Raw genomic sequence first — 26,746 nt, forward strand, 5'->3', positions numbered from 1 at the left:
GTGTACTCCTCCTAGTCGTATACGTAAAAGCCGCGCCCTGATTTCTTACCTAACCAGCCTGCTGCTACGTATTTGCGTAACAATGGGCAAGGGCGATACTTACTATCACCAAAGCCATCATGTAAAATTTCCATAATGTATAGACATGTGTCTAAGCCAATAAAGTCTGCCAATGTTAACGGTCCCATTGGGTGATTCATGCCGAGCTTCATCACATCATCAATGGCTTCCTTTGTCGCAACACCTTCATAAAGTGCATAAATTGCTTCATTAATCATCGGCATTAAAATACGGTTCGAAATAAAGCCTGGGAAGTCATTTACTTCTACAGGGGTTTTCGCTAACTTGACTGTCATCTCCTCTACTGCTTTATAAACTTCATCAGCAGTTGCCAGGCCGCGAATAATTTCTACCAGCTTCATTACAGGCACCGGATTCATAAAATGCATACCAATCACTTGCTCTGGTCGAGTTGTTACAGCAGCAATTTCTGTTATTGGTAAGCTCGATGTATTCGTCGCTAAAATCGCATGCTTTGGCGCAATCGTATCAAGCTGTTTGAAAATTGATTGTTTTATTTCCATATTTTCCACTGCTGCTTCAATAACGATATCCACATTACTTGCATCCTGTAAATCTAACGACATCGTAATACGCGCTAGAATTTCTTGCTTTTCTTCCTCTGTTTTACGTCCCTTTTCTACATCACGCGTTAAATTTTTTGTAATTACCCCTATGCCTCGTTCAAAAAATTCCTGCTTAATATCATTTAGCAAAACTGTATAGCCAGCCTGTGCACAAACTTGCGCAATTCCTGAGCCCATTTGTCCTGCGCCAATTACCATTACCTTTTGAATCATGCTTCTGCCCCCACTTCAATCATAATTGCATCCCCTTGACCGCCACCTGAACAAATAGCTGCGATGCCGATACCGCCACCGCGACGGCGTAATTCATAAGCTAAAGTTAAAATAATACGTGCACCGCTTGCACCTATTGGATGACCAAGCGCAACCGCACCACCATTTACATTTACTTTATTTTCATCTAAGCCAGCTATTTTATTGCTAACGAGTGCAACTGCTGCGAACGCCTCGTTAATTTCAAATAAATCAATATCAGCTAATGTCTTCCCTGTTTTATTGAGTAATGCTTGAATGACAAGCCCTGGCGTTTGCGGAAAATCCTGTGGCGCTACACCAACCTCCGCATGTCCGATAATCGTCGCAAGCGGCTTGCGATTTTCACGTTGCGCTCGCTCCTCACTCATACATACTAATGCACAAGCTCCATCGTTCACTCCTGGTGCATTCCCCGCTGTAATCGTACCATCCTTGCTAAACGCTGATTTCAATCCTGATAACGCTTCCAAAGTTGTGCTAGCTCGTGGTGCTTCATCTGTCTTCACAACGACTGGCTCTCCTTTACGCTGAGGAATTTCGATTGCTACAATTTCCTCTGCCAGCTTACCAGATTCCATCGCTTGTAATGTAAGCTGATGGCTACGTAATGCCCATTCATCCTGCTGCTCACGTGTAATCTGAAAGCTATCCGCAGTCTGATTACCATATGTCCCCATATGTACACGCTGTGGATCAAATGCACAAGATAGTCCGTCAAATACCATACCATCTACAAGCTGCCCATCTCCCATACGTAAACCAAAGCGTCCCTTTGGTAAATAGTACGGTGCATTCGACATCGACTCCATACCACCTGCAACAATCACTTCCTCGTCCCCTAATCGAATTAGCTGATCTGCAAGCGTCACACTTCGCATCCCCGATGCACACACTTTATTGACCGTCTCCGTTTTTACATTCCATGGAATACCAGCTTTCGTCGCAGCTTGACGCGAAGGAATTTGCCCTTGCCCAGCCTGCAACACTGTTCCCATGATGACCTCTCCAACATTTTCAGGTTCGAGATTCGCTCTTTCTAATGCAGCTTTTATAGCTGCCCCTCCTAAATCACTCGCCTGCAAGCTCGATAAGCCTCCCCCAAACTTACCAAATGCCGTACGTGCACCATCTAAAATAACTGTTCTATTCAAAATAAACACCCCTTGTTTAGTTTCGACTGAACGCTCGCTCAGTTATTGTATAAAAAAATATTTAATTGTGCTATTAGTTCAAATTTTACTAGAAAGAATGTGAATTTTCAATCACTGTTTTAAGCTTTTTTAAACTTGCTTGCTTAGATTAATTTATTTTTCTAGTCTGAAAGTAACAATTCGCCCGATTAATAGTTGTTTTGCCCATAGAAATCAATTACACCTCAACGTAATTGCTTCCTGTTTTTTTAAGTAGTTTGATGAAAATTAACCTAAAATCGTCCCGCGCTGTGACATCCGCCGCAAGTCTAAGCAACATGATGTTGGTCACTCAGTCGTTACCTTAGTGTACAGTGGACTTAGGCTGAGTTCCTCTTAATTAATGGGAAATCAGTCTAATGCTTGTATTCATCTCACCATTTATGAGGGAAATACTTTTGTACCTATACTTGGCATTTTGCAATCGTTACAAAACCATGTGCTCCACGCAGAAAAATTGCTGAATGAAGTTCAAAGCACAAGAAATCGGCATTTTTATCAAATGGATTTCTTGTGCTTTTTCAGGGCTTCTTCTGCTTGCTTGAACTTCTATTCTCTTTTTTCTGTCGATGCTTCCTCCGTAGCAGAAGCTTCAGATTCTACCTCTTGAGTAGATTCTACTTGTTCCACAGCTGCATCTATTTGCTCTGATGCTACCTCCTCAATAGGAGCTGGTTCAACCTGTTCAGTCATTGGCTCTGGAATCCCTTCTTCAGCAAGAACTTCAACTTCCTCCTCTACAGGAGCCTCCACTACTTTATCACCGAAAACGGCACGTTCTAGAATTTCTGCGATGTCAAATGTACCTACTGTATCTTCTACTTCTTTTGCTTTTGTGCCATCTGATAACATCGTTAAGCAGTAAGGGCAGCCAGAGGAAATAACAGAGGCATCCGTCGCTAATGCCTGCTCTGTGCGGGCAACATTAATGCGATTGCCGACATGCTCTTCCATCCACATTAAGCCTCCACCAGCGCCACAGCACATACCTGTTTCACGGTTACGCTCCATTTCTACAAGCTTCACACCTGCAATGCCTTTTAAAATTTCACGTGGTGGGTCATAAACATCATTATATCTGCCTAAGTAACAAGAATCGTGGAAAACAATTGTTTCCTCTACTTTATGATTCATAACCAATCGACCTTGTTGAATTAAATCGTATAGTAGCTCTGTATGGTGCAATACCTCACCATTCCAGCCAAAGTCCTTATACTCATTTTTGAAAATATTATAAGCGTGCGGATCGATTGTCACGATTTTTTTAACATCATTTTTCTCAAATTCATCAATATTAGCCGTCGCTAGCTCTTGGAATAAAAACTCGTTTCCTAAGCGACGTGGTGTATCACCTGAGTTTTTCTCTTTATTACCTAAAATCGCAAATTTCACGCCTGCCTCATTCATTAAACGCGCAAACGCCAATGCAATTTTTTGAGAACGATTGTCGAATGAGCCCATTGAGCCTACCCAAAATAAATATTCCATTTCCTCGCCCGATTTTTTCAATTCCTTAACAGTTGGAATCGAAATCGAGGAATCCAGCTCGCGCCAGTTTTCTTTCTCTTTACGGTTTAAGCCCCACGGATTTCCTTGACGCTCGATATTCGTCATCGCGCGCTGTGCATCTGGATTTACTTTTCCTTCTGTCATCGTTAAATAACGACGTAAATCAATAATTTTGTCAACATGCTCGTTCATAACTGGACATTGGTCCTCACAGTTACGGCAAGTTGTACAAGCCCAAATTTCTTCTTCTGTAATGACATCACCAATTAATGATGGGCTATAGATATTTTCAATAACCGCACCTTCTGCTCCTGCAGCCATAGCCAGTTGGTTACCTTGTGTATTTTTGAACATTTGGTATGGTACCCATGGCTTTTGCTTCGTTACGATAGCACCTGTATTTGTTAAATGATCACGCAATTTGACAATTAAGTCCATTGGAGACAGCATTTTTCCTGTTCCTGTTGCTGGACACATATTTGTACAGCGCCCACATTCCACACATGCATAAAGGTCGATTAATTGTTTTTGTGTAAAATCTTGAATTTTCCCTACACCAAGCGTCGGCATGTCCTCTTCATCCTCTGCCTCTTCAAGCGCTGAAAAGTCGATTGGACGAAGTGTGCCCATACGCTCTTGACGGTTTAAGAAAACATTGAAAATACTCGTAATCAGATGGAAATGCTTTGATTGTGGTACATAAACTAAGAATGTTAATAAAATAAGTAAATGCACCCACCACGCAACATAGAAAATAGCTGCTGCAATTTTTGGTGATAAGAAACCAAAAATAAAGGCAATAGCTGATGCTACTGGCTCTGAGCCTGTTAAACCATGCTCATGCCAAATTAAGCCCATCCCATTGGCAATTAGTGTCGAGACCATTAAACCACCGATGAAAATTAACACAAGTCCATTTTTTAAGCCGCGCTTTAAGCGAACAAGCTTCTCCACATAACGACGATAAAACGCTATAACAACCGCCACTAAAATTGTTAATGCCACAATTTCTTGGAAAAATGTAAAGAACGGATAAAGCGGACCAAACGGTAAATGCGATTCAGGCTTTAGCCCTTTCCAAATTAAATCAATTGCCCCAAGCTGAACAAGTAAAAAGCCATAGAAAAAGAGTACATGTACAATCCCCATTTTTTTATCTTTTAATAGCTTGGACTGCCCAAATACCTTTTCTATAATATCGCTAATTCGGTCAGACATTTTTTGATTAAATTCTTCTTTTTTCCCCAATTTAATAAATTCATAGCGTGTTTTTAGTAAATATGCAAATAGTCCAACCCCATACAGCACTACTGCGATAAACGCTATCCAATTCACAATTAGCAATGTGCTCATTGTCTTTCCCCCTCATGAATTACTATATTAAGCAAACCCCTTTGTGCGCTTTCCCCTATTATTATAAAGTGTAATCTTCTATAAGTCATATTGTAATTTGTGAATGAGCATTCAGTCAATACTATTTTTATTATTTCTTATCTATTCAAGGCATTTCGAATACTCTCAAGAGCTAAATTCCATGTTTTTTAGAGTTTATTCTATGTTTTCTGGGATTTATTCCCCATGTTTTCCGGAGTTTATTCCACGTTTTCCGAAGTTTATTCCATGTTTGCAAAGGTTTATTCTACGTTCTCAAATTTATCCTTATTTCAGCTAGTGCTCAAAAAGCGTCCAAAACCTCGCAATTGCAAGGATTTTGGACGCTTTCTCCACTTCTTATTTAAACACATCTGCACTGCGAATGTATTCTATATCTGAAACTTTTAGTCTCACGTTTACTACTCGCGCGGCAGCGAATAAGTAGTCTGAAAGTCGATTCAAATATTTTTGTACGACTGGTGATACATCATTATCAGCCTTCATTAATGTTACCGTTTGGCGCTCTGCTCGGCGCGCTATTGTACGGGCAATATGAAGTGTGGCTGCAGCAGGCGAGCCACCAGGTAAAATGAAGCGGCGCAGTGGAGGTGCTTCCTCAACTAAAATGTCGATGCGAGCTTCCATTGTTTCGATTGGTGCTTCTGTTAGCTTGTAAACACGCTCTTTCATTACATTGGCTAAATCGCCACCACCATCAAATAATTCATGCTGAATGCTTTCTAAATCCGCTAAAATATCTTGGAACAATTCTTTCTCTAGCTCCGTCATCGCTTTACCAATAATTGAATTTAGCTCATCCATTGTGCCGTATGCCTCTACGCGTAAATCGTCCTTGTCTACTCGGCGTCCAATAATGCTTGTTTTACCTGTGTCCCCTTTTTTTGTATACAGTTTCATTTCACTCATCCTTCCTTTTTGTATTTTGCAATTGCTTTCGATGTCGCATCGAAAACGCCTCGCCCAATCCATTTACCCACTTTTGTAATAGGTCCTGCATAGGGCAATTCTTCCCCGCTTTGTGTTGCGGCAATTAAAAGGCTATCTGTACTCGTACCTGTCGCGATTGTACCTGTTCGAGCATCTTGAATGTTTTGCTCTGCTAATGCCCTTGTTTTTGCTTCTGTTGCTGTAATCATCGCTTGATAGAATGCTTCATCAGATAGCTTCCCATTAATAATAACCCATGTATTGATTGTTCCGATATGCGGCTGCTCCTCTTGCTCATAGGCTCTTGTCACATCTACAGCATTGTCTATGCCGGCTGTGACTGCAATGAGCACAAGTCCATCCGCATATGATTCAATTACAGCATTTTTTGCAGCAAGTGCTGTAAGCATAACCACTGTATTCGTCAGCACCAAGTTATGAGCCCTTAAAAATGACTCTACCTCGTCCTTCATATTTTCAGCATGATAAGTAGTTTCGACAGTGCGATTAATAAAGGTCGTATACCAGCCCATACCTGCATTATAAACTGCTGATGATACAACCTTTAGCGGTGCCTCCGCTTGAAAGTGCACATAGCTGTCCGTTATTGCGAAATGCTCCTTCGTCACCGGCGCGAATACATTTTCCTGCTTGAGCCTTGGTAGCTGCGTTACTTGAGGCTTTGGTAGCTCGGGATGTGCATATGTAGTCACCCTTGCCCCGTAGACCTCTGCAATTTGCGCTTCTAGTAACACCTCATGCGGCTTGCCGAATGCCTTGACTTGCCCCTTATCCATTAACAAAAGCTCGTCACAATACAATGCCGCTAAGTTCATATCGTGAAAAACTGATACTACCGTTAATTCACATTCTAACGCTTGTTTGCGAATCATATCTAATATTTGCTGCTGATGCGCAATATCTAAATGATTTGTCGGCTCATCAAGCAATAAAAGATTCGCACATTGCGCAAGTGCCTGTGCGATAAAAGTACGCTGCTGCTCACCGCCCGATAAATATTCCAAATAAGCATGCTCATATTGTTGCACACCTGTTTGTCGCATCGCCGTTTGTACAGCCTGCTCATCTTGCTCCGACCAACTGGCAAAGAAACTAGATTGATGCGGATAACGACCGAGCGACACCGCATCACGTACAGAATTGGAAAAAGCGTTAGCATGTAACTGAGGCAGTACAGCCATTTTTTTCGCAAGCTCCTTCGTTGAATAGGCATCAATTCCCTTACCATCGAGTAAAATTTGTCCACTTATTGTAGGTAAAACGCCGCTAATCACCTTTAACAATGTAGATTTGCCACTACCATTCGGTCCGAGAATCCCCAGTATTTTCCCTTTAGATACTGTGAATGAAACATTTTTAATAATCGGTGTCGCACCGTAGCCACCAGAAATTTGCTCTACTTGTAGCATTATGCTCCCCCTTTTCTACGTTGCTTGTAAAAAATATAAGCAAAAATGGGCGCACCGATAAATGCTGTAATGACCCCAATAGGCAGCTCTGTTGGCGCAATGATTGTACGTGACACTAAATCGCAAATCACGAGAAGGCTTGCGCCATTAATGAGCGATAAAATTAGCAGCAAACGGTGGTCTGCGCCGACAAGCATGCGCACCATATGTGGCACGACAAGCCCAACGAAACCAATCGTACCAGAGACGGCAACCGCAGCACCTGTCAGTATAGAACCACCAGCTAAAATAATATATTTACTGCGCTTCACATCAACGCCTAAATGCTTTGCACGCTCTTCTCCGTAAACCATCGCATTCAACTCACGACGGTTTAACCAAATTAAAAGTACACCGATAATAACGAACGGGATAATCATTTGCACATATGGCCAGCCGCGCATCGAAACGCTACCAAGTAGCCAGCCCATAATCATTCGTAGCTGCTCCCCTGTCAACGCAATCATTAAAGAAATACAGGAACCTAAAAAAGAGCTAAAAATAACCCCAGTTAATATTAATGTCTCCATTTTCATCGTTCGGTCAACAAGGCGCGCAAAAGTCATCACAATTATCATTGTTATCGCTGCGCCAAGCATACTAAAAATCGGCAATGTGAAAACGCCAAGCATCGGAAGCGATACTGAAAAATAAATAGTTGCCACTGCACCGACAGAGGCCCCTGACGAGATACCGAGCGTATATGGATCAGCGAGTGGGTTTTTTAATAAACCTTGAAATGCTGCCCCCGCTATCGCCAGCGACGCACCAACGAGCGCAGCAAGCATTACTCTAGGCATTCGAATATTCCATAAAATACTGTAGGCGGTTGGGTCAGCCTCTCTATCCCATAAAGTAGATAGCGGTATGTTCACTGAACCTACCGCAACTCCTAACCATATACTTATGAGTAGTAATGCAATTGATATGACATATGCAATTACTGCCTTTTTATTTTGACTCAAATAGAATCGCCTGCCTTTAAATAAACGCTTATTCTGGAGTAGGACTATCCAAAAAGGGAATTTTGTATTGGTATCATATTAAAAGGGAGATTTTCGTTTCTTCTCTATCGCTTAGGAATAAACCTTTTACCAAAAAGTCATCGTCCAAAACGCCGATTATAGACGTTTTTTTAGATGTCCCCTTTATTTGGAATAATCAACAAATATTCAATTTCTTATAATTCTTTTAGGCAGCCCTCATCCAGATTTATCCCGCATTAACGGGCAGTAAAACGCCCACTTCAAGACTTAAGTGACAATACGCTAAAAGATAAGTGCGAGATTAACTGCCCGTAAATGCCCGAGTGGGTCAACTAACAATCAGTGGGGATGAGGAATCCCACTGATTGAAGTTTCACTTTATTTAAAAATTTCTGGATACATTGCCTTTGCAATTGATTCTACCCCATCCGCAATGCGAGGACCTTGACGGCTTGTCATACTGCCATCTACAGTGTAAACTGCGCCGTTTTTCACCGCATCCATTTCAGCAAATGCTGGGTTATTTAAAACTGCGTCCACATCTTCTGCGTATGTCACGATAATTGTGCTTGGATTGCTTGCAACAAAATCCTCTGGACTATACATTGGCCATTCATCTGCTTCAACAACGTTTTTAATATTGATTGCTTTTAGCATCTCATCCATAAATGTGTTTTGACCAACTGCATAAATATCTGGTGTCATACCAACAACAACGAAAGCTGATTTTTCTTCTTGTCCTTCCACTTTTGCCTGTATATCAGCTAGCTTCGTTTTAATAGATTCCACCATTTTCTCTGCTTCTTCTACTTTACCTGTTAAAGTACCGATTTGTTCCATTGTCATATATGTTTCTTCAAATGTTGCCGCATTTTTAACGACGAACACCGTTACGCCCGCTGCTTCTAATTGCTCTAATGCTGGCTCAACTGCGAACATGCTTGATTCATGTGCAAAAACAATATCGGGCTGTAAGGAGACGATTTTTTCAACATTGTATTCCATGCTACCGACTCTTTCTTTTTCAGCTACTGCTGGTGGATAATCATCAATATCGTTGACGCCAACAACCTCATTTTCTAAATTTAAAGCAAATAAAATTTCTGTATTTGATGGTGTTAAAGAGATGATTTTTTCTGGTGCACGCTCAAGCGTAACCTCTCTGCCTAAAGCATCTGTTACTGTCGCAGGAAAGGCTGCTGCGAGCTCGTCCGTTTCTTGCTGTACTTCTGTTTGCTGCTCACCTTGCGTTTGTGGCTCCTTATTGTCATCCTGTCCACACGCTGCAAGCAAGCCTGTTGCTAACAGCATCGTCATTATAATTGACCAAAACTTTTTCACTTCTAATTCCTCCTAATTAAACAAAATAACAAAAAAATCCCTCGACAAATACGAGAGATTATAATAGGGCACTATTAAAATAGCGGCGCCACCCTATCCTCGTAGGTTGTCATTGGCTTTACACGAAAGGCAGGTCTCCTGGCTTATGCATCATACATCTCTAGCGCCTTCCCGAAAATTCAGTGGCATACCGCTAGAAACTAGCATTTACAGTGGCGGGACCGCATCAGATTTTCACTGATTTCCCTTTTACTCCTTATCATCTACAAGGAACCTTTTGTGCTTCACTATGAACTTTTTTATCTTTGACAATGAATAAAATCTCAATGTCTCCACTTTAATTATAGCGAAAAAATTGAGATTGTGTAGGTGCTAAATATGGTAGTTATACTCTTCAGGTAGTACGCGACGTAAAAACTGCTTTGTGCGCTCCTCTTTTGGTTGTACAAAAATCTCATGCGCGGAGCCTTCCTCAACAATTTGACCTCCATCCATAAAAATGACATGGCTTGCTACATCTCGCGCAAATGACATTTCATGTGTGACGACAATCATCGTTGTGCCAGACTTCGCGATTGTTTTCATGACCTCTAAAACTTCCCCTACAAGCTCGGGGTCAAGCGCTGATGTCGGCTCATCAAATAAAATTACATCAGGCGATAATACAATAGCTCGGGCTATACCAACCCGCTGCTGCTGACCACCAGATAATTGACTTGGGTAGGCATCATATTTATGCGTCAAACCTACTTGATCGAGTGCCTCTTTCGCAAGTCCATACGCTTTCTCCTTATTCATTTTCCTACCTATAATTAAGCCTTCTGCGACATTTTCCAGTGCCGTTTTATTATGAAATAAATTATAATTTTGAAATACAAAGGCGGTTTTTTTACGTACAGCAAGCACTTCCTTTTTAGAGGCATTTCTTAAATCAACTGTTATTTCACCAAAGCTCGCCGTTCCTTTATCCGCACGCTCCAAAAAATTAATACAGCGCAGCAATGTTGTTTTACCTGAACCACTGGGACCTAAAATAACAACAACATCCCCTTTTGAAACAGTTAAATCAACGCCCTTTAAAATCTCATTGCGCCCGAATGATTTATGAATATTTGTAATTTGTAGCATCAGCTCTCCCCCTTTACATTTAACTTTGAAGATTCATTTTATAGCGACTTAAATAGCGTTCATAGCGTTTAAATAAATACTCTACCGTCATACATAAAATTAAATAAACAATGAAAATATCGATATATGCCTCTAAATAATTGTAGCCAACATTCGCAGCAACCTTCGCCTTCAATGTAATTTCCTGTAACGAAATGGCATAACCAAGCGATGTCGCCTTAATCAAATTAATCGTTGCAGTACATAAATTAGGTAACGCCGCTACCAAAGATTGTGGGATGACAATACGCCAGTAAGCCTGCGCTGTTGTCAAACCAACAGAATATGCCGCCTCTAGCTGACCGTTAGGCACAGTTTGCAATGCCGAGCGAAACACTTCCGTTAACACCGCGGCTGTATTAAACGTAAATATAATAAGGGCATACCATAATGGATTCACATCATAAATGGAGTAATTGATATTATATTTTTCAAATAGACCTGCTAAAATGAGTGGGATGCTGCTGTAGAGCACAAAAATTTGAATAATTACTGGCGTGCCACGCACAAAAGACACATAAATTTTTGTTAAGCGGTTAATAATCGGCACTTCATAAATACGCGACATGGCAAGTAGAAAAGCTAAAGGTATTGCTAATATAAGCGATACAATCGTTACCAATAACGCAATTGGCACACCGCTAAGCGCAACCCAAAAGGTATCTATTAAAAATGCTATATTAATAAAATCCATGCACATCACTCCTTATGTCGCCTTGATTGAGCTCTTCCCTTTGCTAAATGCTCGCTCCAATTTTGCAAATAGCTTCTCTAACGTAATCGACAAAATCCAATAAATAATAGCTAAAGCCATAAAAATTTCTAACGTATGCGTACCATAGTTATTCGCAATAATTAAATTTGCCTTTCCTACAATATCGATAAAGCCTATCGTATAGGCAAGTGCCCCTTCCTGTAATACCGCAATTAAGCCATTGCCAAAATTCGGTATGGCAACAACAAATGCTTGTGGAAAAACAATGCGTCGATAGGCTTGCAGTGGTGTGAGACCGACGCTAACAGCTGCCTCATGCTGTCCTCTATCAATTGCTAAATAAGAAGAACGAATTACCTCGGACATCATCGCCGCAAACTGTAAGCTAAATGTTATCACTACAAAAACACCTGTATGCACATTATGCAAATTGATATTTAATAAATTTTCAGCGAATGCCGGAACCCCGTAGTACACAAGAAATAATAATACGATCGAAGGTGTACAACGAATAATTGTTGTATAGCCATTCGCAAGCCAACGCAGCAATGCATGATTGCTCAATTTCGCCATCGCTAGTACCAATCCAGCAACACTACCAAAAACGACCGCAAGAGCAGCAACATATAATGTCACAAATAAAAATGGCAATAGCTGTGGAAGCGCTGACCATAAATAAGTGATATCAAAGTATTTTTCCATTCATCTCACCACCGATTCATTATGTATGCAGCTCTTGGGAAAGCAGGTTGCATATGCTCTCCCTTAGCTATTCAATTAATCTAACGTTTTACAGAATCTAGCACTTTGAATAAATCCTTACCGTAAAATTGTTCGCTTAGCTTATTTAGCGCATCCGTTTCCTTTAACTGCTGAATTGCTTTATCATAGGCATCTGCGAATTCCTGCTCCTTTTTATTAAATAGCGGCCATGTTTTAATTACTGCAAACTCGTTATACACAACCTCATCCTTTAAATGATGATACGGGCCGCCCTCCGTTAATACTTGACCGTTAAAGCTACCTTCGATTTGTACACCACCATCTACACGCCCTTCATTCACCCATTGCACAACATCAACCGAAAACTCCTCCCCTGCCTGTAGCTTGACTTGGTTATCCGGATTCGCTTCATTGTATTCAGCAATGACTGTATACTGGGCGTTATTTGCCGCGATTGGCGCTAGCGTAAACCCTGCTGAAGCAAAGTCACTTAAATTTTTAATATGGGCATTTTCTTTTTTTACAACAAGCCCTGCACTACTTAATCCTAAAAACTCCTGTGGAAAAATAAATTTTGCTGTTCGCTCCTCTGTCCAGAAGGCATTTTTCACACCTACCTGATACTTCCCTTGCTCAACACCGATTAATAAATCATCGTTGGACGTTCCAACAAATTCAAACTCGTAATCTTCTAAAATTTCATCAACTAATTTCATTACTTCAACGTCATAGCCTGTTGGATTACCGTTTTCATCAATATAAGTCATTGGCTTGCCTGACTGGTCATAAGCTACCTTTACTTTTTTCACCGCTTCTCCATTTGACGTTGTAGCACCCTCGCCGTCACTGCACGCCACTAGTATAGAAACCGCTGCAAAGCTGATTGCTGTAAACTGTAATATTTTTTTAATTAACATGTAAAGTCTCTCCTTTTGCTTGTTGAATAGCTGCTTCAGCCAACTTTTTTATTGTCATATCATCCATTGGTGGATTGTGTAAGCCTGCCCTCACATCACGATAATAACGCTGCAGTGGATTATTGCGTTGCAAGCTTTTTGCACCAACTAAGCGCATCGCCTTATCCACAATTTGCAATGCATTATTTGTCACAACATGCTTGGCAATATTGAGTTCTTGCTGCACAAACTGTTTACGAGTCGGATTTATATAAGCCTCTGCCGCCCCGTACAATGTGAAGCGTGCTGTTGCCAGTGCTAATTCAATTTCTCCAATGAGTGCTTGCACATTTGGCAAGTCGCTTATCGGACCATTTAAGCTATTTGGTTTATGTGTTGTCGCAAAATGAACAGCATAATCACGTGCAGCTTGTGCGATACCTAAATAAGTAGCAGGAACTAATAATGCCCAACCATTCACCTTAAAACCTGTAGAATAACTCGGAATTTCAACCAAATCAGATGGCTTTAGCTCTACATTTTGCAATACTAAATCATGGCTACCTGTACCACGCATCGCAATTACATCCCATGTTTCATCGATTGTGACACCTTTGGCTTTGTGTGGAATAAGGAAAAATCCAATTTTCTCTTGCTCCTCTATCCAAGCAGATGTTAAAAAATAATCCAGCTCTGGTGCACCTGTTGTATAGTTTTTACGCCCATTAATTAACCAGCCTTCCGCCGTTTTCTTTGCAGTCGTTGTCGGTCTGCCACCACGTGTCGGACTACCCATAGCAAACTCGCTAACCGCACGATTAATAATTGCGCCGTTCGCTACTTCCTGCGCAAATTTTTGTAGCATCGCAGGCTCCCATTCCTCATGTTCAAATAAATCACCTACAGTTAACAGCGTCCAGCCTATAGTGAGCGCTGTACTTGCATCATAGCTAGCCAACGTTTCATGCAATAAAACTGCATCATAAATAGTGAAGCCCTCGCCGCCAAGCTGCTTTGGCAATGTAATTTTCGTATAACCAATCTCCCTTAATGCACGAATATTTTCATGCGGGAAGCTCCCAAGCTCATCAATTTGCTGCGAGCGACTTTTAAACGTCTCCTCCAACGTAGCAATTTTCTCTAACCATTGTCGCTGTTCTGTTGTTTTAATGAAAAGCTGTTTACTCACAATAATAGCCTCCCTAATTTTCAATCAATTTTGAATGATGTTGAAATTGATTGTACGACTAGCAAAAATGGAAGTCAATAGTTTATACCAAGTTTTTTTATAGGTTTTATATATTATTCAAAAAAAGCATATATGCCATAGCTTTTAAAATAAAAATTAAATGCTGGTATTTTAAAATAAAGAAAGTTTGAAAACACGCAAACGCAACTTTCAGACAAAACTTTTTTGAGAATCTCCCTCTCTGAATAACGTGCCTATTTTAGTCATGTCAAAGAAGCCTCAAATCAATCAGTTAGACATTAAAATACGGTTGAAAAGCCAATCCACAAAATAATCGCATGGCGTAGAGTAATGATTTTTTAAGTATTTGGGATTTATCGGTGGCTTTGAATATGATTAGGAGCTTTTAGATATTGGCAGTTTATAAATCATAGCCGCGGCCTACATTGAGATATCAGCGTTTTTTGCATTATATTAGCAGCTGTCATCTGGATATTTGCAAATGGCCCTATTTTATTTGCAACCTCTCGGGTATATTTGCGGCTTGCTTTGATTTATTTGCAACTTTTCAAGTATGTTTGCGCTTGCCCTGATTTATTTGCGACTTCTCGGATATGTTTGCGACTTGCCCCGACTTATTTGCGACTTCTCAAGTATGTTTGCGGCTTGCCTTGATTTATTTGCGACTTTTCAAATATATTTGCGACTTGCCCCGACTTATTTGCGACTTTTCAAATATATTTGCGGCTTGCCTTGATTTATTTGCGACTTTTCAAATATATTTGCGACTTGCCCTGGTTTATTTGCGACTTGCTTTGATTTATTTGCGACTTTTCAAATATATTTGCAGCTTGCCTTGATTTATTTGCAACCTGTAGAATTATCTGCTCATTTCCATGACTTATCTGTGTTTTACTTTTCCAAATAAAAAAGCTGAGGGTCCATTTTTTCGACAGCCTCAGCTTTTCATTTCCATATTACATTTTTTCGGGTGCGCTTACGCCGATTAATTTTAAAGCGTTTGCTAGTGTCGTGCGTACTGCTGTAATTAATGCAAGGCGGGCAGACGATAATTGCTCATTTTCCGCGTTTATTACTTTTTCAGCATTGTAGAAGCTGTGGAATGCGGCCGCTAACTCTTGGATATAATTAGCAATACGGTGCGGCGTACGGTGTTTCGCTGCATCTGCAACAACTTGCGGGAATGCACCTATCTTTTTCAATACATCAATTTCTTTTTCAGCCGTTAGTAGCTGTAAATTATCTAAGCTTGCTTGTAAGCCTTGCTCATCCGCTTGACGTAAAATCGAGCAAATACGAGCATGTGCATATTGCGCATAGTAAACAGGGTTTTCGTTTGACTGTGACACAGCTAAATCAAGGTCAAAGTCCATATGCGAATCGCCTGCTGTTTTAACGAAGAAGTACCGTACTGCATCCAAGCCTACCTCTTCTACAAGCTCACGCATCGTCACTGCGTTACCAGTACGCTTTGACATTTTGAACTTCTCACCGTTTTTATAAAGCTGTACCATTTGAATAACTTCTACCTCTAACGTATCGCGCTCGTAGCCAAGTGCCTCGATTGCTGCTTTCATACGTGGAATATAACCATGGTGGTCAGCTCCCCAAATGTTAATTAGCTTATCGAAGCCGCGCACAATTTTATCCTCATGGTAAGCGATATCTGGTGTTAAGTAAGTGAACGAGCCATCATTTTTAATTAACACGCGGTCTTTATCATCACCAAATGTTGTCGAACGGAACCAAGTTGCCCCTTCCTCTTCAAAAACATGACCATTCGCACGCAATTTATCTAACGCTATTTCAATTTTCCCGTTTTCATATAATGATGTTTCTGAATACCACACATCAAATTCAACGCGGAAGTTTTTTAAATCATTTTGTAATTTTTCTAGCTCTAACTTCAGGCCATGCTCACGGAAAAATTTAAAACGTTCTTCATCCGTTTGCTCTAAAATGCTTGCGCCATGTGCTTCGGCCAATTTACCCGCAATGTCGATAATATCTTGCCCATGGTAGCCATCCTCTGGCATTTCCGCCTCCATACCGAGCGCTTGCTTATAGCGTGCTTCTAGTGAATAAGCTAAATTATTAATTTGATTTCCAGCATCATTAATATAATATTCACGTGATACTGCATAGCCAGCGAAATCTAGTACATTACACAATGAATCCCCTACAGACGCTCCACGTGCATGCCCTAAGTGTAAATCGCCTGTTGGATTTGCTGATACAAACTCTACTTGTACTTTTTCGCCTGCGCCGGCCGTCGAACGACCATATGCTTCACCTTGCTCAAGCACCGCTTTGACAACGCCTGTTAAAAGATCTTTGCGCACCGTAATATTAATAAAGCCCGGTCCTGCAATATCAATTTTTTCAATATTCGCCCCTGCTAAATCAATATTTTCAACAATCGCCTCTGCAATTGCGCGTGGTGGCTTTTTCGCAAGCTTCGTTAGCTGCATCGCAATATTTGTTGCAAAATCCCCATTTGCCTTATCCTTCGGTGTTTCTAAATGAATTGTATATTCCGTACTTTCTTCAACCAATTGCGCCTTAGCAACTGCATTTGCTAAAGCCATTTTAATCGATTGTTGTAATTGCTCAACAGCGTTCATTATTTTACCTCCGTATAATGAATTTCTAATTTATAATTGCCTGCCACTGCACCACCTACAATTAAATCATAATGTGCAATAAATTGGCCTTGGATACTACCTCTATTTGGCTCAAATGCTAAAGCGTATGTTTTGGTTACGAGCGGTAATGTGCCATAGACGCTTTCATAATGACCATTTTCCTTCTGTTCAATATTTAAAGGTAGGCGCATGTTGACATCGCCTCCACGCAAAATAAAGGCTTGTCCGTTTGCTAGCTTCACCGTCGTGCGAATATGAGCCTCTTTCTGCATTTCCTCATAACGCAAATAGCAACTGCCTGCTTTTTCCACATAGGAGCCTTGCAGCCACATTTCATACGTTTCAAGCTCACCGTCTGTCGGGATAATGGATGAAACAAGCTTAATTTTCACCTTTGTTCCTACATCCTGCATGCGCGGCACACTCCTTTTTTGTCAATGACTATAACCTTATTATTATAGGATGGTTTTCGCTGTTTAGGCAAGAGGTATCAACTAAACACTGTCGTAATAAATTTGTATCAAACGTTGATTTTTTTGCCCGTATACTTTTCTAAAGATTGATACATTTTAAAAAACTTGCCGAGGTGCACAAGCAAATTAAATAAAACTCTTTGTATACTTAGAGACTTGCCCGCTATTAATGTGTTTTGCAATTTCAAAATTAAAATGAGATGGAAAATATTTTTTGGTACACCTTGCTCGTTCGTTAATCCATCATCCATCAAGCCATAATGAATTCTAACAGATTCCTCAAACTGTGACGGCGGAGTTAATTTCACCCGAAATCGCACATTTTCCTCATGGCGATTATTAAATGTATGTGCTGTGCCAATCTCGGCAGTAATCGACTGCCCCGTAGTTAAAACATGGTCCTGCTCTCCCACTGAAACTGTTAAGATGCCCTCTAAAATCGTAAACTCCTCGACAAATTCATCATGATAATGCAATGGTGGTCCCTCTCCATTTGGCGGCAACATCACCTCTATCAATAAATAGCGACCATTCGTATATGCCGCTGTCTCAATAAATGTAATTTGCTCACCTGTAAATTTATGCCGTACTGTAGCTGCTAGCATTTCCTTCACTCCCTTAAATTTCCGAATCCATTTATTATAAAGTGCCAAGGTTAAAATTTAGTTAAAAAATTTAAAAATGGGCTGGGACAAAACTAGCCTCTATATTTAACCACTACAATAAGGCATTTATTCATTCAAAGCGAATGCCTTTTGTGCGTGAATAACAATATCGAATACTACATACACTATGAATGCCTTGACGATTTACCCTACAAGGGGTAAAATAATAGGCAGAAAGGTTCTTGTCGTGAGAATCGCATGTAGTACAACGTCCAAGTGGCTCTTGGGCGTTTTTTTATTTTATCTAAAAGAAAGCACCACCCAGTAAAATACTGAATGGTGCTCCTTGTTTACAGCATCATACGAAAGAAACGATAGATGGTATCTATCACACGGAATACATCCGTTACGTATCGAAAGATGGCTAGTCTTTCTTTACGCTGTTTTCTTTCTTTTAGCTTTGTTCTTTTTTGTCGTGAGAACTTAGGCATGTAGTGCACCTCCTTTCAAGAAAAAAGGAAGTCAGCTAGATGCTGCGTATTTATTGTAGCATGCTGATGTTACTCGTCAAGATTCCCTTAAATGCGGTCCCTATGCTTTAGGTGGTCACACAGTAATATCTTTTCATTAAGAACTAGCGCTTTTTAATACCTTTAAATTAAAGAATTTCAAAATTACATACTTCAACGTTTCCTTTAAAGTGGTACCCCATTCACCTTCATTCGCTTCGTTGAATTTTGAGTTTCAATATCACGAACAACTTTATCGTAGTCTTTTCCAAACATTTCGGCAATTGTTAAACTGTCTGTAATAACTTGGCTATCTTGAATAAATACTAATTGACTCATGTTAATGCTCCTTTCAAATTTGACCTACTCCCACTTACACACTGCCAAGCTTGAAAGTACCTTACTCCTAGTCCACTTAGTGTACTACTGAACCATACTAAGCAGCATGAAGATATTGTTTACTATAGCTTATTTTTAACAATTGCTTATAAAGGGCGAAATATCGATTTTGCTAATCAAACAATCACAATTGAGCGAACAAGAGGGAATAACGGTGTAGGCTCTACCAAAACAAAGAATAGCGAGTGTAAGATAGCATGGTCATACAGCAGCTACAAAAGCTATCGAACGGCTGTTAAAGCGTTGTTATTTTCACATGACCGCAAGCTACATAATGATCTAGCGAAAGATGATTCGTTTATTTTTCTATCACCACATACTTGTTTCTACAGGCTTAAATGCAATCTTTAATCGCCTTGTAAAGGCAGTTAAGCTACCAGCACAACGATACATGGTTTACGGCATACACATGCTACAATCCTTATGAATAACAGTATTCCTGATAAAGCCATTGCGGAACGTTTAGGAAACACTCCCGAAATGATTCATTCGGTTTGTGGACATGTACTACAAGAGATGGAAGCTCAAACTGTAGCAGTGTTTAGTGAAAGTTTAAAAAGAAACAGGGCTAAAAGTGGGGTTAGCTCATAGCTAAACCCCACTCCAACCACTTCATATCATCATCTATAAAGCTTCTGTTATTTCACCCAGCCGAGAATCATTTCACGAATAAGCTTTGCGGCTGTGTTAGCTGTCATTTCAGACACATCATAAATTGGAGCTACTTCAACTAAATCGAAGCCAACTACGTTGACACCACTGCCTGCAATGGCGTGGATAGATGCAAGTAGCTCCTTCGGTGTAATACCACCGCAATCTACTGTACCTGTACCTGGTGCGTGTCCTGGGTCTAGAACATCGATGTCGATTGTTACATAAACATTGCGACCAGCAAGTGTTGGTAATACTTGCTTTAATGGCTCTAGCACTTCGAATTTTGAAATATGCATGCCATTTTCCTTTGCCCAAATAAATTCTTCCTTTAGTCCAGAGCGAATGCCAAATGAATATACATTATGCGGTCCAATATGCTCTGCAATTTTACGAATAGGTGTTGCGTGTGAATACGGCTCGCCTTCATAATCTGTTCGTAAATCTGTATGTGCATCAAAATGAATTACTGCTAAATCATTATATTTTTCGTACACGGCCTCCATTACCGGAAGGGATACTAAATGTTCACCGCCCATACCAATTGGCACCTTACCGTCAGCTAACACCTTGCGCACAAATCCTTTAATTTCCTCTAATGACTGCTTCGGATTTCCGAATGGTAGTGGAATATCTCCCGCATCGAAAAACTTTACTTCCTCCAACTCACGATCTAAATATGGGCTGTATTCCTCTAAGCCAATCGATACTTCTCGAATACGTGTTGGACCGAAGCGAGAGCCTGGACGATAGCTGACTGTCCAATCCATCGGCATACCATATAAAACAGCCTTTGCTTGCTCATAATTTTGATGACTTTTAATAAATACATTACCTGAATATGTTTCATCGAATCTCATAGGTCGTTCACCTGCTTATTATTATTCGGTCTTCAACGACGGGCTATTCCGCCTAGCTCGTTAATGCCATGTTTATTGTATTTTATTCTTGCCATTGTACGCAAGTAGCCTCATGCGAAACCTTTATTCGACATTTTTCGTATACATAGACACAAGCTCAAAGATTTTTTAGATACTTGTATGAAAAATAAGAGTTCAGACACATACTATACGTAGCACGAATTGTGTGTAAATTGTGTGTGTGCCTGGCACTCAAAACAACGGGGTGATTGTTAATGAAACGACAACATTATATTCGCCGAAAAAAACGTAAGCGCTTTGGTAAAAGGCTTGCTTTATTAACAGTCGCCATGCTCTGCGCTGCCGCTGTGGTGTTATTATCACTTCGCATTTATGCACAAATTGCAGGAGCGCCGACATTGACTGTACCGAAGGCGACTGTTTTTTTAGATCAGCACGACCATCAAATTGGCGACTACTTTCAATCAGAGCGTCGTTATTGGTTAGAGCTAGATAAGATGTCACCGTATTTAGCCGAAGCTACTATTGCTATCGAGGATAAAGATTTTTATCAGCATGGTGGATTTGATTATTCGCGAATCGCTGGTGCCGTACTTGCAGACATTAAAGCAGGACGTAAAGTGCAAGGCGCAAGTACATTAACTCAGCAATACGCCCGTAATTTATATTTATCACATGAAAAAACATGGACACGCAAAATAAATGAAGCACTCTATGCATATCGTTTAGAAATTTTCTATTCAAAGGACGAAATTTTAGAAGGCTACTTAAATACGGTCTATTATGGGCACGGTATGTATGGTGCTGAAGCAGCAAGTCGCTATTATTTTGGTAAATCCGCGAGCGACCTGACTTTAGCGGAAGCAGCGATGCTTGCAGGCATCCCAAAAGGTCCGACCTACTATTCACCAATTGCTAATCTTGAAAAAGCAACGAATCGTCAAAAGCTTATTTTAAGCTTAATGGAGCAGCAGGAAAAGATTACTGCTGAAGAGAAAGTTCATGCTGAAAAAGAGGAGCTTGTTTATAAAAACAGCGAATGGGTCGCTAGTAAATCAATTGCTCCTTATTTTTTAGATGTAGTATGGACAGAAGCCAGCGAAATATTAGAGTCTAAAAATATGAATATTAGCGAAGGCGGCTGGACAATTAAAACTACATTAAACCAAGCACATCAAAATGCCGCTGAGCAGGCTGTTCAAAAAAACATGCCAAACACTGACTTGCAGGTCGGTCTCGTAAGCTTAGATGTTGATACGGGCTACGTCACAGCGCTTGTTGGTGGGCGTGATTACAGCAAGAGCTCCTTTAATCGTGTCACCCTTGCAGAAAGGCAGCCTGGCTCGTCAATAAAACCGATTTTGTACGCTGCGGCATTAGAAAATGGCTTTACACCACTGACCTTTTTAAATGTAAGTGAAACAATATTCACTTATGATGATGGGCGTGCTACTTATAAGCCGCAAAATGTAAATGGACAGTTTGCAGCACAGGATATGTCCCTTGCACAAGCAATGGCTATTTCAGACAATATTTACGCTGTGAAAACGTTAGAGCAGGTTGGCTATAAAGCCTTTCGGGAAATGTTACAACGCTTTGGGTTAAATTATACCGAGAAGGACAACCCTTCCATTGCACTCGGCACAATTGAAACATCACTGTATGATTTAACAAATGCCTATAATACAATTGCCGCAGGGGGAGAAAAACGCAACGCAACAACTATTTTGTCAATTACAAATGCCAAGGGAGATGTCGTTTATAAATATACGGAGCCTGAAACAAAGCATGTTTTAACTGAACAAGATGCTTATTTACTAACAGATATGATGACAGGCATATTCGACCCTGTATATAGTGATTATTCACCTGCGACAGGTGTGTCTATTCGTGGGCGTATGACTCATACGTACGCTGCTAAATCAGGTACAACGATTAGTGACCAATGGTTAATTGGCTATACGCCAAGCATTACAGCTGGTGTTTGGAATGGCTACGACCAAGGCAAAACATTATCCGTTCAAGAAGACATGGCCGCAACCAAGCAAGTATGGATTGATTTTATGGAAACCGTTCATAATGGCAAAGCAAACGAAAACTTCCCGGTGCCAGATGGAATTCAAGGTGTCGTTATCGATATCGAAACAGGCAAGCTAGGGATGGATGCATGTCCAAAGCAGCGCCTTATTTATATGAAAGAAACAGATGTACCAACCGAAAAATGCCGCTCCTTTGAAATCTTCGGACCAGATACATGGGGGAGCTGGCTCGACTTTGAAGTATTCCGCAACTTTTGGCGCAACTAATGCGTCATAATGAACAGAACCTAATCAAAAAAGCTCTTTCTTCCCCGGAATAACGGTTTCCGTGGGAAGAAAGAGCCTTCTTTTATGGTAAACGTAAGCATGAGAATCATGGGGCATTCGGCTTGGGTTGGTTCAAATGCCGCATAGCTCTCATAGCTTGTCCATTTACCAAAGTGTCCTAGCTCACTAGCTGTAAGCCTTACATACAAGTTTACTTTTTTTCATGTGCACTTTCAACCACCTTATGCCCACTGAAGGCAATTGTCACATTTTGTTCATCTATTTTTCAGTAATGTAGCAAAAAGGATTGACGATAGCTAAATCAGCAATAAAGTGAATGTATTTTAGTGTGGGGCTTAGTTTTTGCGAAAGAATTATGTACGGTCTAGTAAGGGTATCTGTAGTTTTTCATGAGGTTATCTGCGGTTTTCATAGTATTTAAGTTATCTATATTTTTTGGGGGATTTATGTACAATTTCATAAAACTTGTTTGTACTTGTGCATGGGCGGTCAAACATGGTGGACCGCCCATGACTTATTTAGGCTAAATCATTGCGGAGCTTGGCGTCGCTTCGGTTCCATAGCTCACTGTTATGCTGCTGTAAAAATTCAGTGAGTATTTTTTTGGAGACATCATCCATATGGTCAACAATAATTTGGCGTTTCATGGATTTATCCATTTTATTTACATGGTCAGCTAAAATTTTATAGCCTCGGCGTTTTTCGCGGTTGACAACCATTTCACATGCTGTCACACCTGCGTAGTAAGGTCCTTCCTCTTTGTAATCAATCGTTACCCATACGAGCCAATAATTTTTACCACCTGCAGAATCCTCTCGATTTACGGTAAATTTAATGCCACGTTCTACATCACTTTTCGCATGCATTGCGCCGATATCCACAATAGCTGTTTTTTCTTCCACATCTATAATAACAGGCGATACATTTTCCAATGATAAAGAACCAATTCCAAATCCTTTATGCCCATCTGTTGGGTCATTTTTTATAATCGTAAAGCCCATTTTTTGCTTTGGTTTTTCTTCATTAAACATCTCGTATAACCTCCAATTGTGCTATTATTAATAATATACACTAAAATACATAGAGGGGGGCAATATTATGCCAATCATTACGATTAAAATGCTCGAAGGACGCACAAATGAGCAAAAGCGTGCTTTAGTGCAAGAAGTCACAGAGGCTGTATCTAAAACAGTGAATGCACCAAAAGAAAATATTTCGATTATTATTGAAGAAATGTCAAAAAATCATTACGCGAATGCAGGCGTACTCCATATCGACAAATAATTACACAGAGCTATGGTTATCCAAAAAGGGTGTACCTTTTTCGAACAACTTAGCTTCTATATTAAATATTCGCTCTGCGATAGTAACAATAAATTGTCACTATCCTCAGTGCAAGGGGCCTTCTCAAAATGACTTTTCAGACGGCTTCTTTCTATAAGGCAGGTGCTTATGAAAAAATTACGCTCTATTTTGAATATTTTGGCAATAATCGCACTTTTTGCGGTTGGGCTGACACTCATTTTTATCAAGCCGATTCAAGCATTACTTGTACAACGATTAAGCGAGGAGCTTGTCACTGTTTCAACATCTTCTGAAATGTTTGAATTTAACGATGAAATAGAGGCAGATTTCGATTTTGAAGAGGTACAATCTTTGTCGATTTGGGAAGTATTACAGGCACAGGCAAACCGCAAAGATTTACCTGTAATTGGTAGTATTGGCATTCCAAGTGTCGACATGCAGCTCCCAATTTTGAAAGGGGTCGGCAAAAATGCATTGGCGGTTGGCGCTGGTACGATGAAGCCTGAACAAATAATGGGTCAAGGAAACTACGCTTTAGCTGCCCACTATTTTGAGGACCGTGATATTTTATTTGGCCCACTATATCATAGCGAAATCGGTGATACGATATATTTAACAAATGCTAATGCTATTTTCGAATATCATATTACAAAAATTGAAGTAGTTGAAGCAACCGCCGTACACGTCATTGACGATGTAGCAAACGAAACGCTATTAACACTTATTACATGCGCTGATGAAGGTGTAAGACGCCTCTTCGTACAGGCAAGCTTTTCAAAGCAATATGACTTGGATGCACCACCAGAAGCGCTGCAACAAGAGAAAATATAATCAAATAAAAAGTCGATTTGTATCACAAAATTTGTGACAAATCGACTTTTTTAACAGCCTCTGCTGTTGTATTATCAACACATGATTAATTGCCATTCTGCGCTACCATTCAAAACTTGTGTCGTATCCACGAATTGATTTACTGTTCCCACAACCGAGATACTTACTTTACGGTGAGGCGCTGCATGAGGATGAATTGCCTCTACTTTCGCTTTGAAGTGACATCCTTTTTCTATGACTTCAAACATCCAACCGCTATAAAAAGCTGGCACAAACCCTAATTTATCTCCAGCTAAGGAGGTAATAATGACCGCTTTATTATCATGTGGATTATCTGGGTCTAGTAAAAAATCAATGCCGTCTCCTACTTGTAGCTCATGAACTAGCCGTTCTCCATCGTAATAGCGCCAACCAGCGATAAAGAAATCAAAAGCGAAGGCATGCTCTTCGAAATAAATAGGAGAAACAAATTCATACGCATCTGTCGCTAAAATTCCTCCTGTCGCTCGTAGTACGTCCATATCGGTACACTCTACGGAAAGACCTAACTCCTGTAATAAGATTAAATAATCTGGCCTCCTAACATCCGGCAAGCGCCGTGCAAATGGACCAAATAGAGTAGAAGAAGTATATATTTTACTTGTATTTGGAAATGCTAAATGAGGTCGATAACCATTCTCCATCGCTTCTTTCAACTTTCTTCTAACACCTTTTGTTTCATAAATAAATGTGTAAAGACCATCTTCGTAAAATAATCTTCCTACGTGATAGCGTTGTCTAGTTTCAACATTCTGCCAAATGAGCCACAATTCAAACGGTTGCTTTCTCATACTTTCACACTCCCTTCATACCAGTTCAATATCCAGTCTTTTCGATAAAGTAAGAGGCGAATAACCCATTTTCTCTCTTGCTCTTTCATTACTGTGACAGGAATATCTTTCGTTATTGTTAATAGCATATCCTCATTCAAACAATTTAATCTCATAATAACTTCCCGAAATTCATTCGGTAAATAATTCTGCAAAAATGTTAGTAATTCCAAATGTTTAGGTCGCTTTCTATTAGGTAGCCCAATACTTGGTCTCCCTCTGTTACAAAATCCAGCCAACATTCTATCATCTGTTAACATATTTTGCTTCCTGTCAGCCACTTCATTAAAACCAAGAGAAGAACCATTATCGTAAATAGGTGCTAACCTTATTCCATTAGGTCCACTAAGAATGCCCCAATTATCACAATGCCTATCATTATTAGCAATTAAAGCATCGAAAATAGGTATTGCTACAAATTCCTTTTCTATATCATATTCACTTAATAGCTCCATGATATAAGGTAGTTCATAATAGGCTAATGAATGTCGATTAAAATCAGTGAATCGTGCTAAAAATAAGTCTCCACCTTCATATAAATCTTCAGTTTTATGTCTAAAATTTTTAGAAATAGTTCCTATATCATCATTATATTTTGCTAATTTGACGTCAACTGTTGTAAAACCTAGCTGCGCTCCTACTTTGCTTGCAATAAATTCAGCCCAATGCCCACCAGTATCCTTAGTCGGTATTTTAAAGAGGTATTTCGAATTATCTTCTGAGTTTGTATTTGGCTCAAATAACCAGAATTTCGTCCGTGTTCCTGAAGCCTGGCTTTTGATATCTCGTTCCCAGCGCGAAATATCTATCATTTCCCATCG

The 26,746-nt window shown here is 40.1% G+C and carries 24 protein-coding genes and 1 riboswitch; of the genes, 3 read left to right on the forward strand and 21 right to left on the reverse strand.

What is annotated here, in order from left to right:
• Positions 1-11 precede the first annotated feature (11 nt).
• From MHB51_RS09305 to speB, 18 genes are all read right to left on the reverse strand, one after another.
• A complete protein-coding gene (locus tag MHB51_RS09305; RefSeq protein ID WP_107942024.1) occupies positions 12-860 on the reverse strand; it encodes a 3-hydroxybutyryl-CoA dehydrogenase in 849 nt (282 codons plus the stop codon).
• Positions 857-2,053 (reverse strand): acetyl-CoA C-acetyltransferase, encoded by a 1,197-nt coding sequence (locus MHB51_RS09310; protein ID WP_066168195.1) that lies wholly within the window; start codon positions 2,051-2,053, stop codon positions 857-859. Before MHB51_RS09310 ends, MHB51_RS09305 begins: the two co-directional genes overlap by 4 nt.
• Positions 2,054-2,641: 588 nt before the next feature.
• On the reverse strand, positions 2,642-4,954 hold the full coding sequence (locus tag MHB51_RS09315; protein WP_342557996.1) for a heterodisulfide reductase-related iron-sulfur binding cluster: 2,313 nt from the start codon (positions 4,952-4,954) through the stop codon (positions 2,642-2,644).
• A 378-nt stretch (positions 4,955-5,332) separates the two neighbouring features.
• Positions 5,333-5,893, reverse strand: coding sequence for a cob(I)yrinic acid a,c-diamide adenosyltransferase (locus MHB51_RS09320; RefSeq protein WP_066168449.1), 561 nt, complete (start codon positions 5,891-5,893; stop codon positions 5,333-5,335).
• 5 nt (positions 5,894-5,898) lie between these two features.
• On the reverse strand, positions 5,899-7,353 hold the full coding sequence (locus MHB51_RS09325; protein ID WP_342473130.1) for an adenosylcobinamide amidohydrolase: 1,455 nt from the start codon (positions 7,351-7,353) through the stop codon (positions 5,899-5,901).
• Positions 7,353-8,357, reverse strand: a complete 1,005-nt coding sequence (locus MHB51_RS09330; RefSeq protein ID WP_066168190.1) for an iron ABC transporter permease — start codon at positions 8,355-8,357, stop codon at positions 7,353-7,355. The genes MHB51_RS09325 and MHB51_RS09330 overlap by 1 nt, the downstream gene beginning before the upstream one ends.
• Before the next feature lie 399 nt (positions 8,358-8,756).
• Positions 8,757-9,719, reverse strand: coding sequence for an ABC transporter substrate-binding protein (locus MHB51_RS09335; protein WP_342557997.1), 963 nt, complete (start codon positions 9,717-9,719; stop codon positions 8,757-8,759).
• Positions 9,720-9,829: 110 nt separating this feature from the next.
• Positions 9,830-10,012: riboswitch (cobalamin riboswitch) on the reverse strand.
• A gap of 79 nt (positions 10,013-10,091) precedes the next feature.
• Positions 10,092-10,847 carry an amino acid ABC transporter ATP-binding protein gene (locus tag MHB51_RS09340; protein WP_342557998.1) on the reverse strand — a complete coding sequence of 252 codons (756 nt, stop codon included), beginning with the start codon at positions 10,845-10,847 and terminating at the stop codon, positions 10,092-10,094.
• Positions 10,848-10,866: 19 nt separating this feature from the next.
• Positions 10,867-11,580, reverse strand: a complete 714-nt coding sequence (locus MHB51_RS09345; protein WP_342557999.1) for an amino acid ABC transporter permease — start codon at positions 11,578-11,580, stop codon at positions 10,867-10,869.
• A 12-nt stretch (positions 11,581-11,592) separates the two neighbouring features.
• Positions 11,593-12,303 carry an amino acid ABC transporter permease gene (locus tag MHB51_RS09350; protein ID WP_066168181.1) on the reverse strand — a complete coding sequence of 237 codons (711 nt, stop codon included), beginning with the start codon at positions 12,301-12,303 and terminating at the stop codon, positions 11,593-11,595.
• A gap of 80 nt (positions 12,304-12,383) precedes the next feature.
• Positions 12,384-13,241, reverse strand: coding sequence for a transporter substrate-binding domain-containing protein (locus tag MHB51_RS09355; RefSeq protein ID WP_342558000.1), 858 nt, complete (start codon positions 13,239-13,241; stop codon positions 12,384-12,386).
• A complete protein-coding gene (locus MHB51_RS09360) occupies positions 13,231-14,409 on the reverse strand; it encodes an acyl-CoA dehydrogenase family protein (protein WP_342558001.1) in 1,179 nt (392 codons plus the stop codon). Before MHB51_RS09360 ends, MHB51_RS09355 begins: the two co-directional genes overlap by 11 nt.
• A gap of 977 nt (positions 14,410-15,386) precedes the next feature.
• Complete coding sequence (argS, locus tag MHB51_RS09365) at positions 15,387-17,054, reverse strand: arginine--tRNA ligase (protein ID WP_066168173.1); 1,668 nt, start codon at positions 17,052-17,054, stop codon at positions 15,387-15,389.
• The gene (locus MHB51_RS09370; RefSeq protein WP_066168170.1) at positions 17,054-17,488 is read right to left on the reverse strand and encodes a DUF1934 domain-containing protein; all 435 of its coding nucleotides are present in this window, start codon (positions 17,486-17,488) and stop codon (positions 17,054-17,056) included. The genes argS and MHB51_RS09370 overlap by 1 nt, the downstream gene beginning before the upstream one ends.
• 107 nt (positions 17,489-17,595) lie before the next feature.
• A complete protein-coding gene (locus tag MHB51_RS09375) occupies positions 17,596-18,153 on the reverse strand; it encodes a cupin domain-containing protein (protein WP_066168168.1) in 558 nt (185 codons plus the stop codon).
• 350 nt (positions 18,154-18,503) lie between these two features.
• Positions 18,504-18,644 (reverse strand): hypothetical protein, encoded by a 141-nt coding sequence (locus MHB51_RS09380; protein ID WP_342558002.1) that lies wholly within the window; start codon positions 18,642-18,644, stop codon positions 18,504-18,506.
• A gap of 204 nt (positions 18,645-18,848) precedes the next feature.
• Positions 18,849-19,001 (reverse strand): hypothetical protein, encoded by a 153-nt coding sequence (locus tag MHB51_RS09385; protein ID WP_161485097.1) that lies wholly within the window; start codon positions 18,999-19,001, stop codon positions 18,849-18,851.
• Between the two features lie 698 nt (positions 19,002-19,699).
• Positions 19,700-20,572: an agmatinase gene (gene speB / locus MHB51_RS09390; protein WP_066168162.1), complete on the reverse strand. Its 873-nt coding sequence runs from the start codon at positions 20,570-20,572 to the stop codon at positions 19,700-19,702.
• 275 nt (positions 20,573-20,847) lie between these two features.
• Between speB and MHB51_RS09395 the strand changes: the two genes are divergently transcribed.
• Positions 20,848-22,899, forward strand: coding sequence for a PBP1A family penicillin-binding protein (locus tag MHB51_RS09395; RefSeq protein WP_342558003.1), 2,052 nt, complete (start codon positions 20,848-20,850; stop codon positions 22,897-22,899).
• 539 nt (positions 22,900-23,438) lie between these two features.
• Here the strand turns inward: MHB51_RS09395 and MHB51_RS09400 are convergent.
• A complete protein-coding gene (locus MHB51_RS09400; protein ID WP_066168157.1) occupies positions 23,439-23,951 on the reverse strand; it encodes a YwhD family protein in 513 nt (170 codons plus the stop codon).
• Between the two features lie 67 nt (positions 23,952-24,018).
• Here MHB51_RS09400 and MHB51_RS09405 point away from each other — a divergent pair, with 67 nt between their 5' ends.
• Together MHB51_RS09405 and MHB51_RS09410 are read left to right on the forward strand one after the other, a co-directional pair.
• Positions 24,019-24,204, forward strand: a complete 186-nt coding sequence (locus MHB51_RS09405; protein ID WP_342558004.1) for a 2-hydroxymuconate tautomerase — start codon at positions 24,019-24,021, stop codon at positions 24,202-24,204.
• 168 nt (positions 24,205-24,372) lie between these two features.
• Positions 24,373-25,056, forward strand: coding sequence for a class A sortase (locus MHB51_RS09410; protein WP_342558005.1), 684 nt, complete (start codon positions 24,373-24,375; stop codon positions 25,054-25,056).
• 74 nt (positions 25,057-25,130) lie between these two features.
• Here the strand turns inward: MHB51_RS09410 and MHB51_RS09415 are convergent, their stop codons facing one another.
• Positions 25,131-25,886 (reverse strand): HIRAN domain-containing protein, encoded by a 756-nt coding sequence (locus tag MHB51_RS09415; RefSeq protein WP_342558006.1) that lies wholly within the window; start codon positions 25,884-25,886, stop codon positions 25,131-25,133.
• Entirely contained in the window at positions 25,883-26,737 is an 855-nt protein-coding gene (locus MHB51_RS09420; protein WP_342558007.1) for a HipA domain-containing protein, read from the reverse strand. Before MHB51_RS09420 ends, MHB51_RS09415 begins: the two co-directional genes overlap by 4 nt.
• Positions 26,738-26,746: the final 9 nt, after the last annotated feature.

Source organism: Metasolibacillus sp. FSL K6-0083, from assembly GCF_038630865.1.
Classification (GTDB): domain Bacteria; phylum Bacillota; class Bacilli; order Bacillales_A; family Planococcaceae; genus Metasolibacillus; species Metasolibacillus fluoroglycofenilyticus.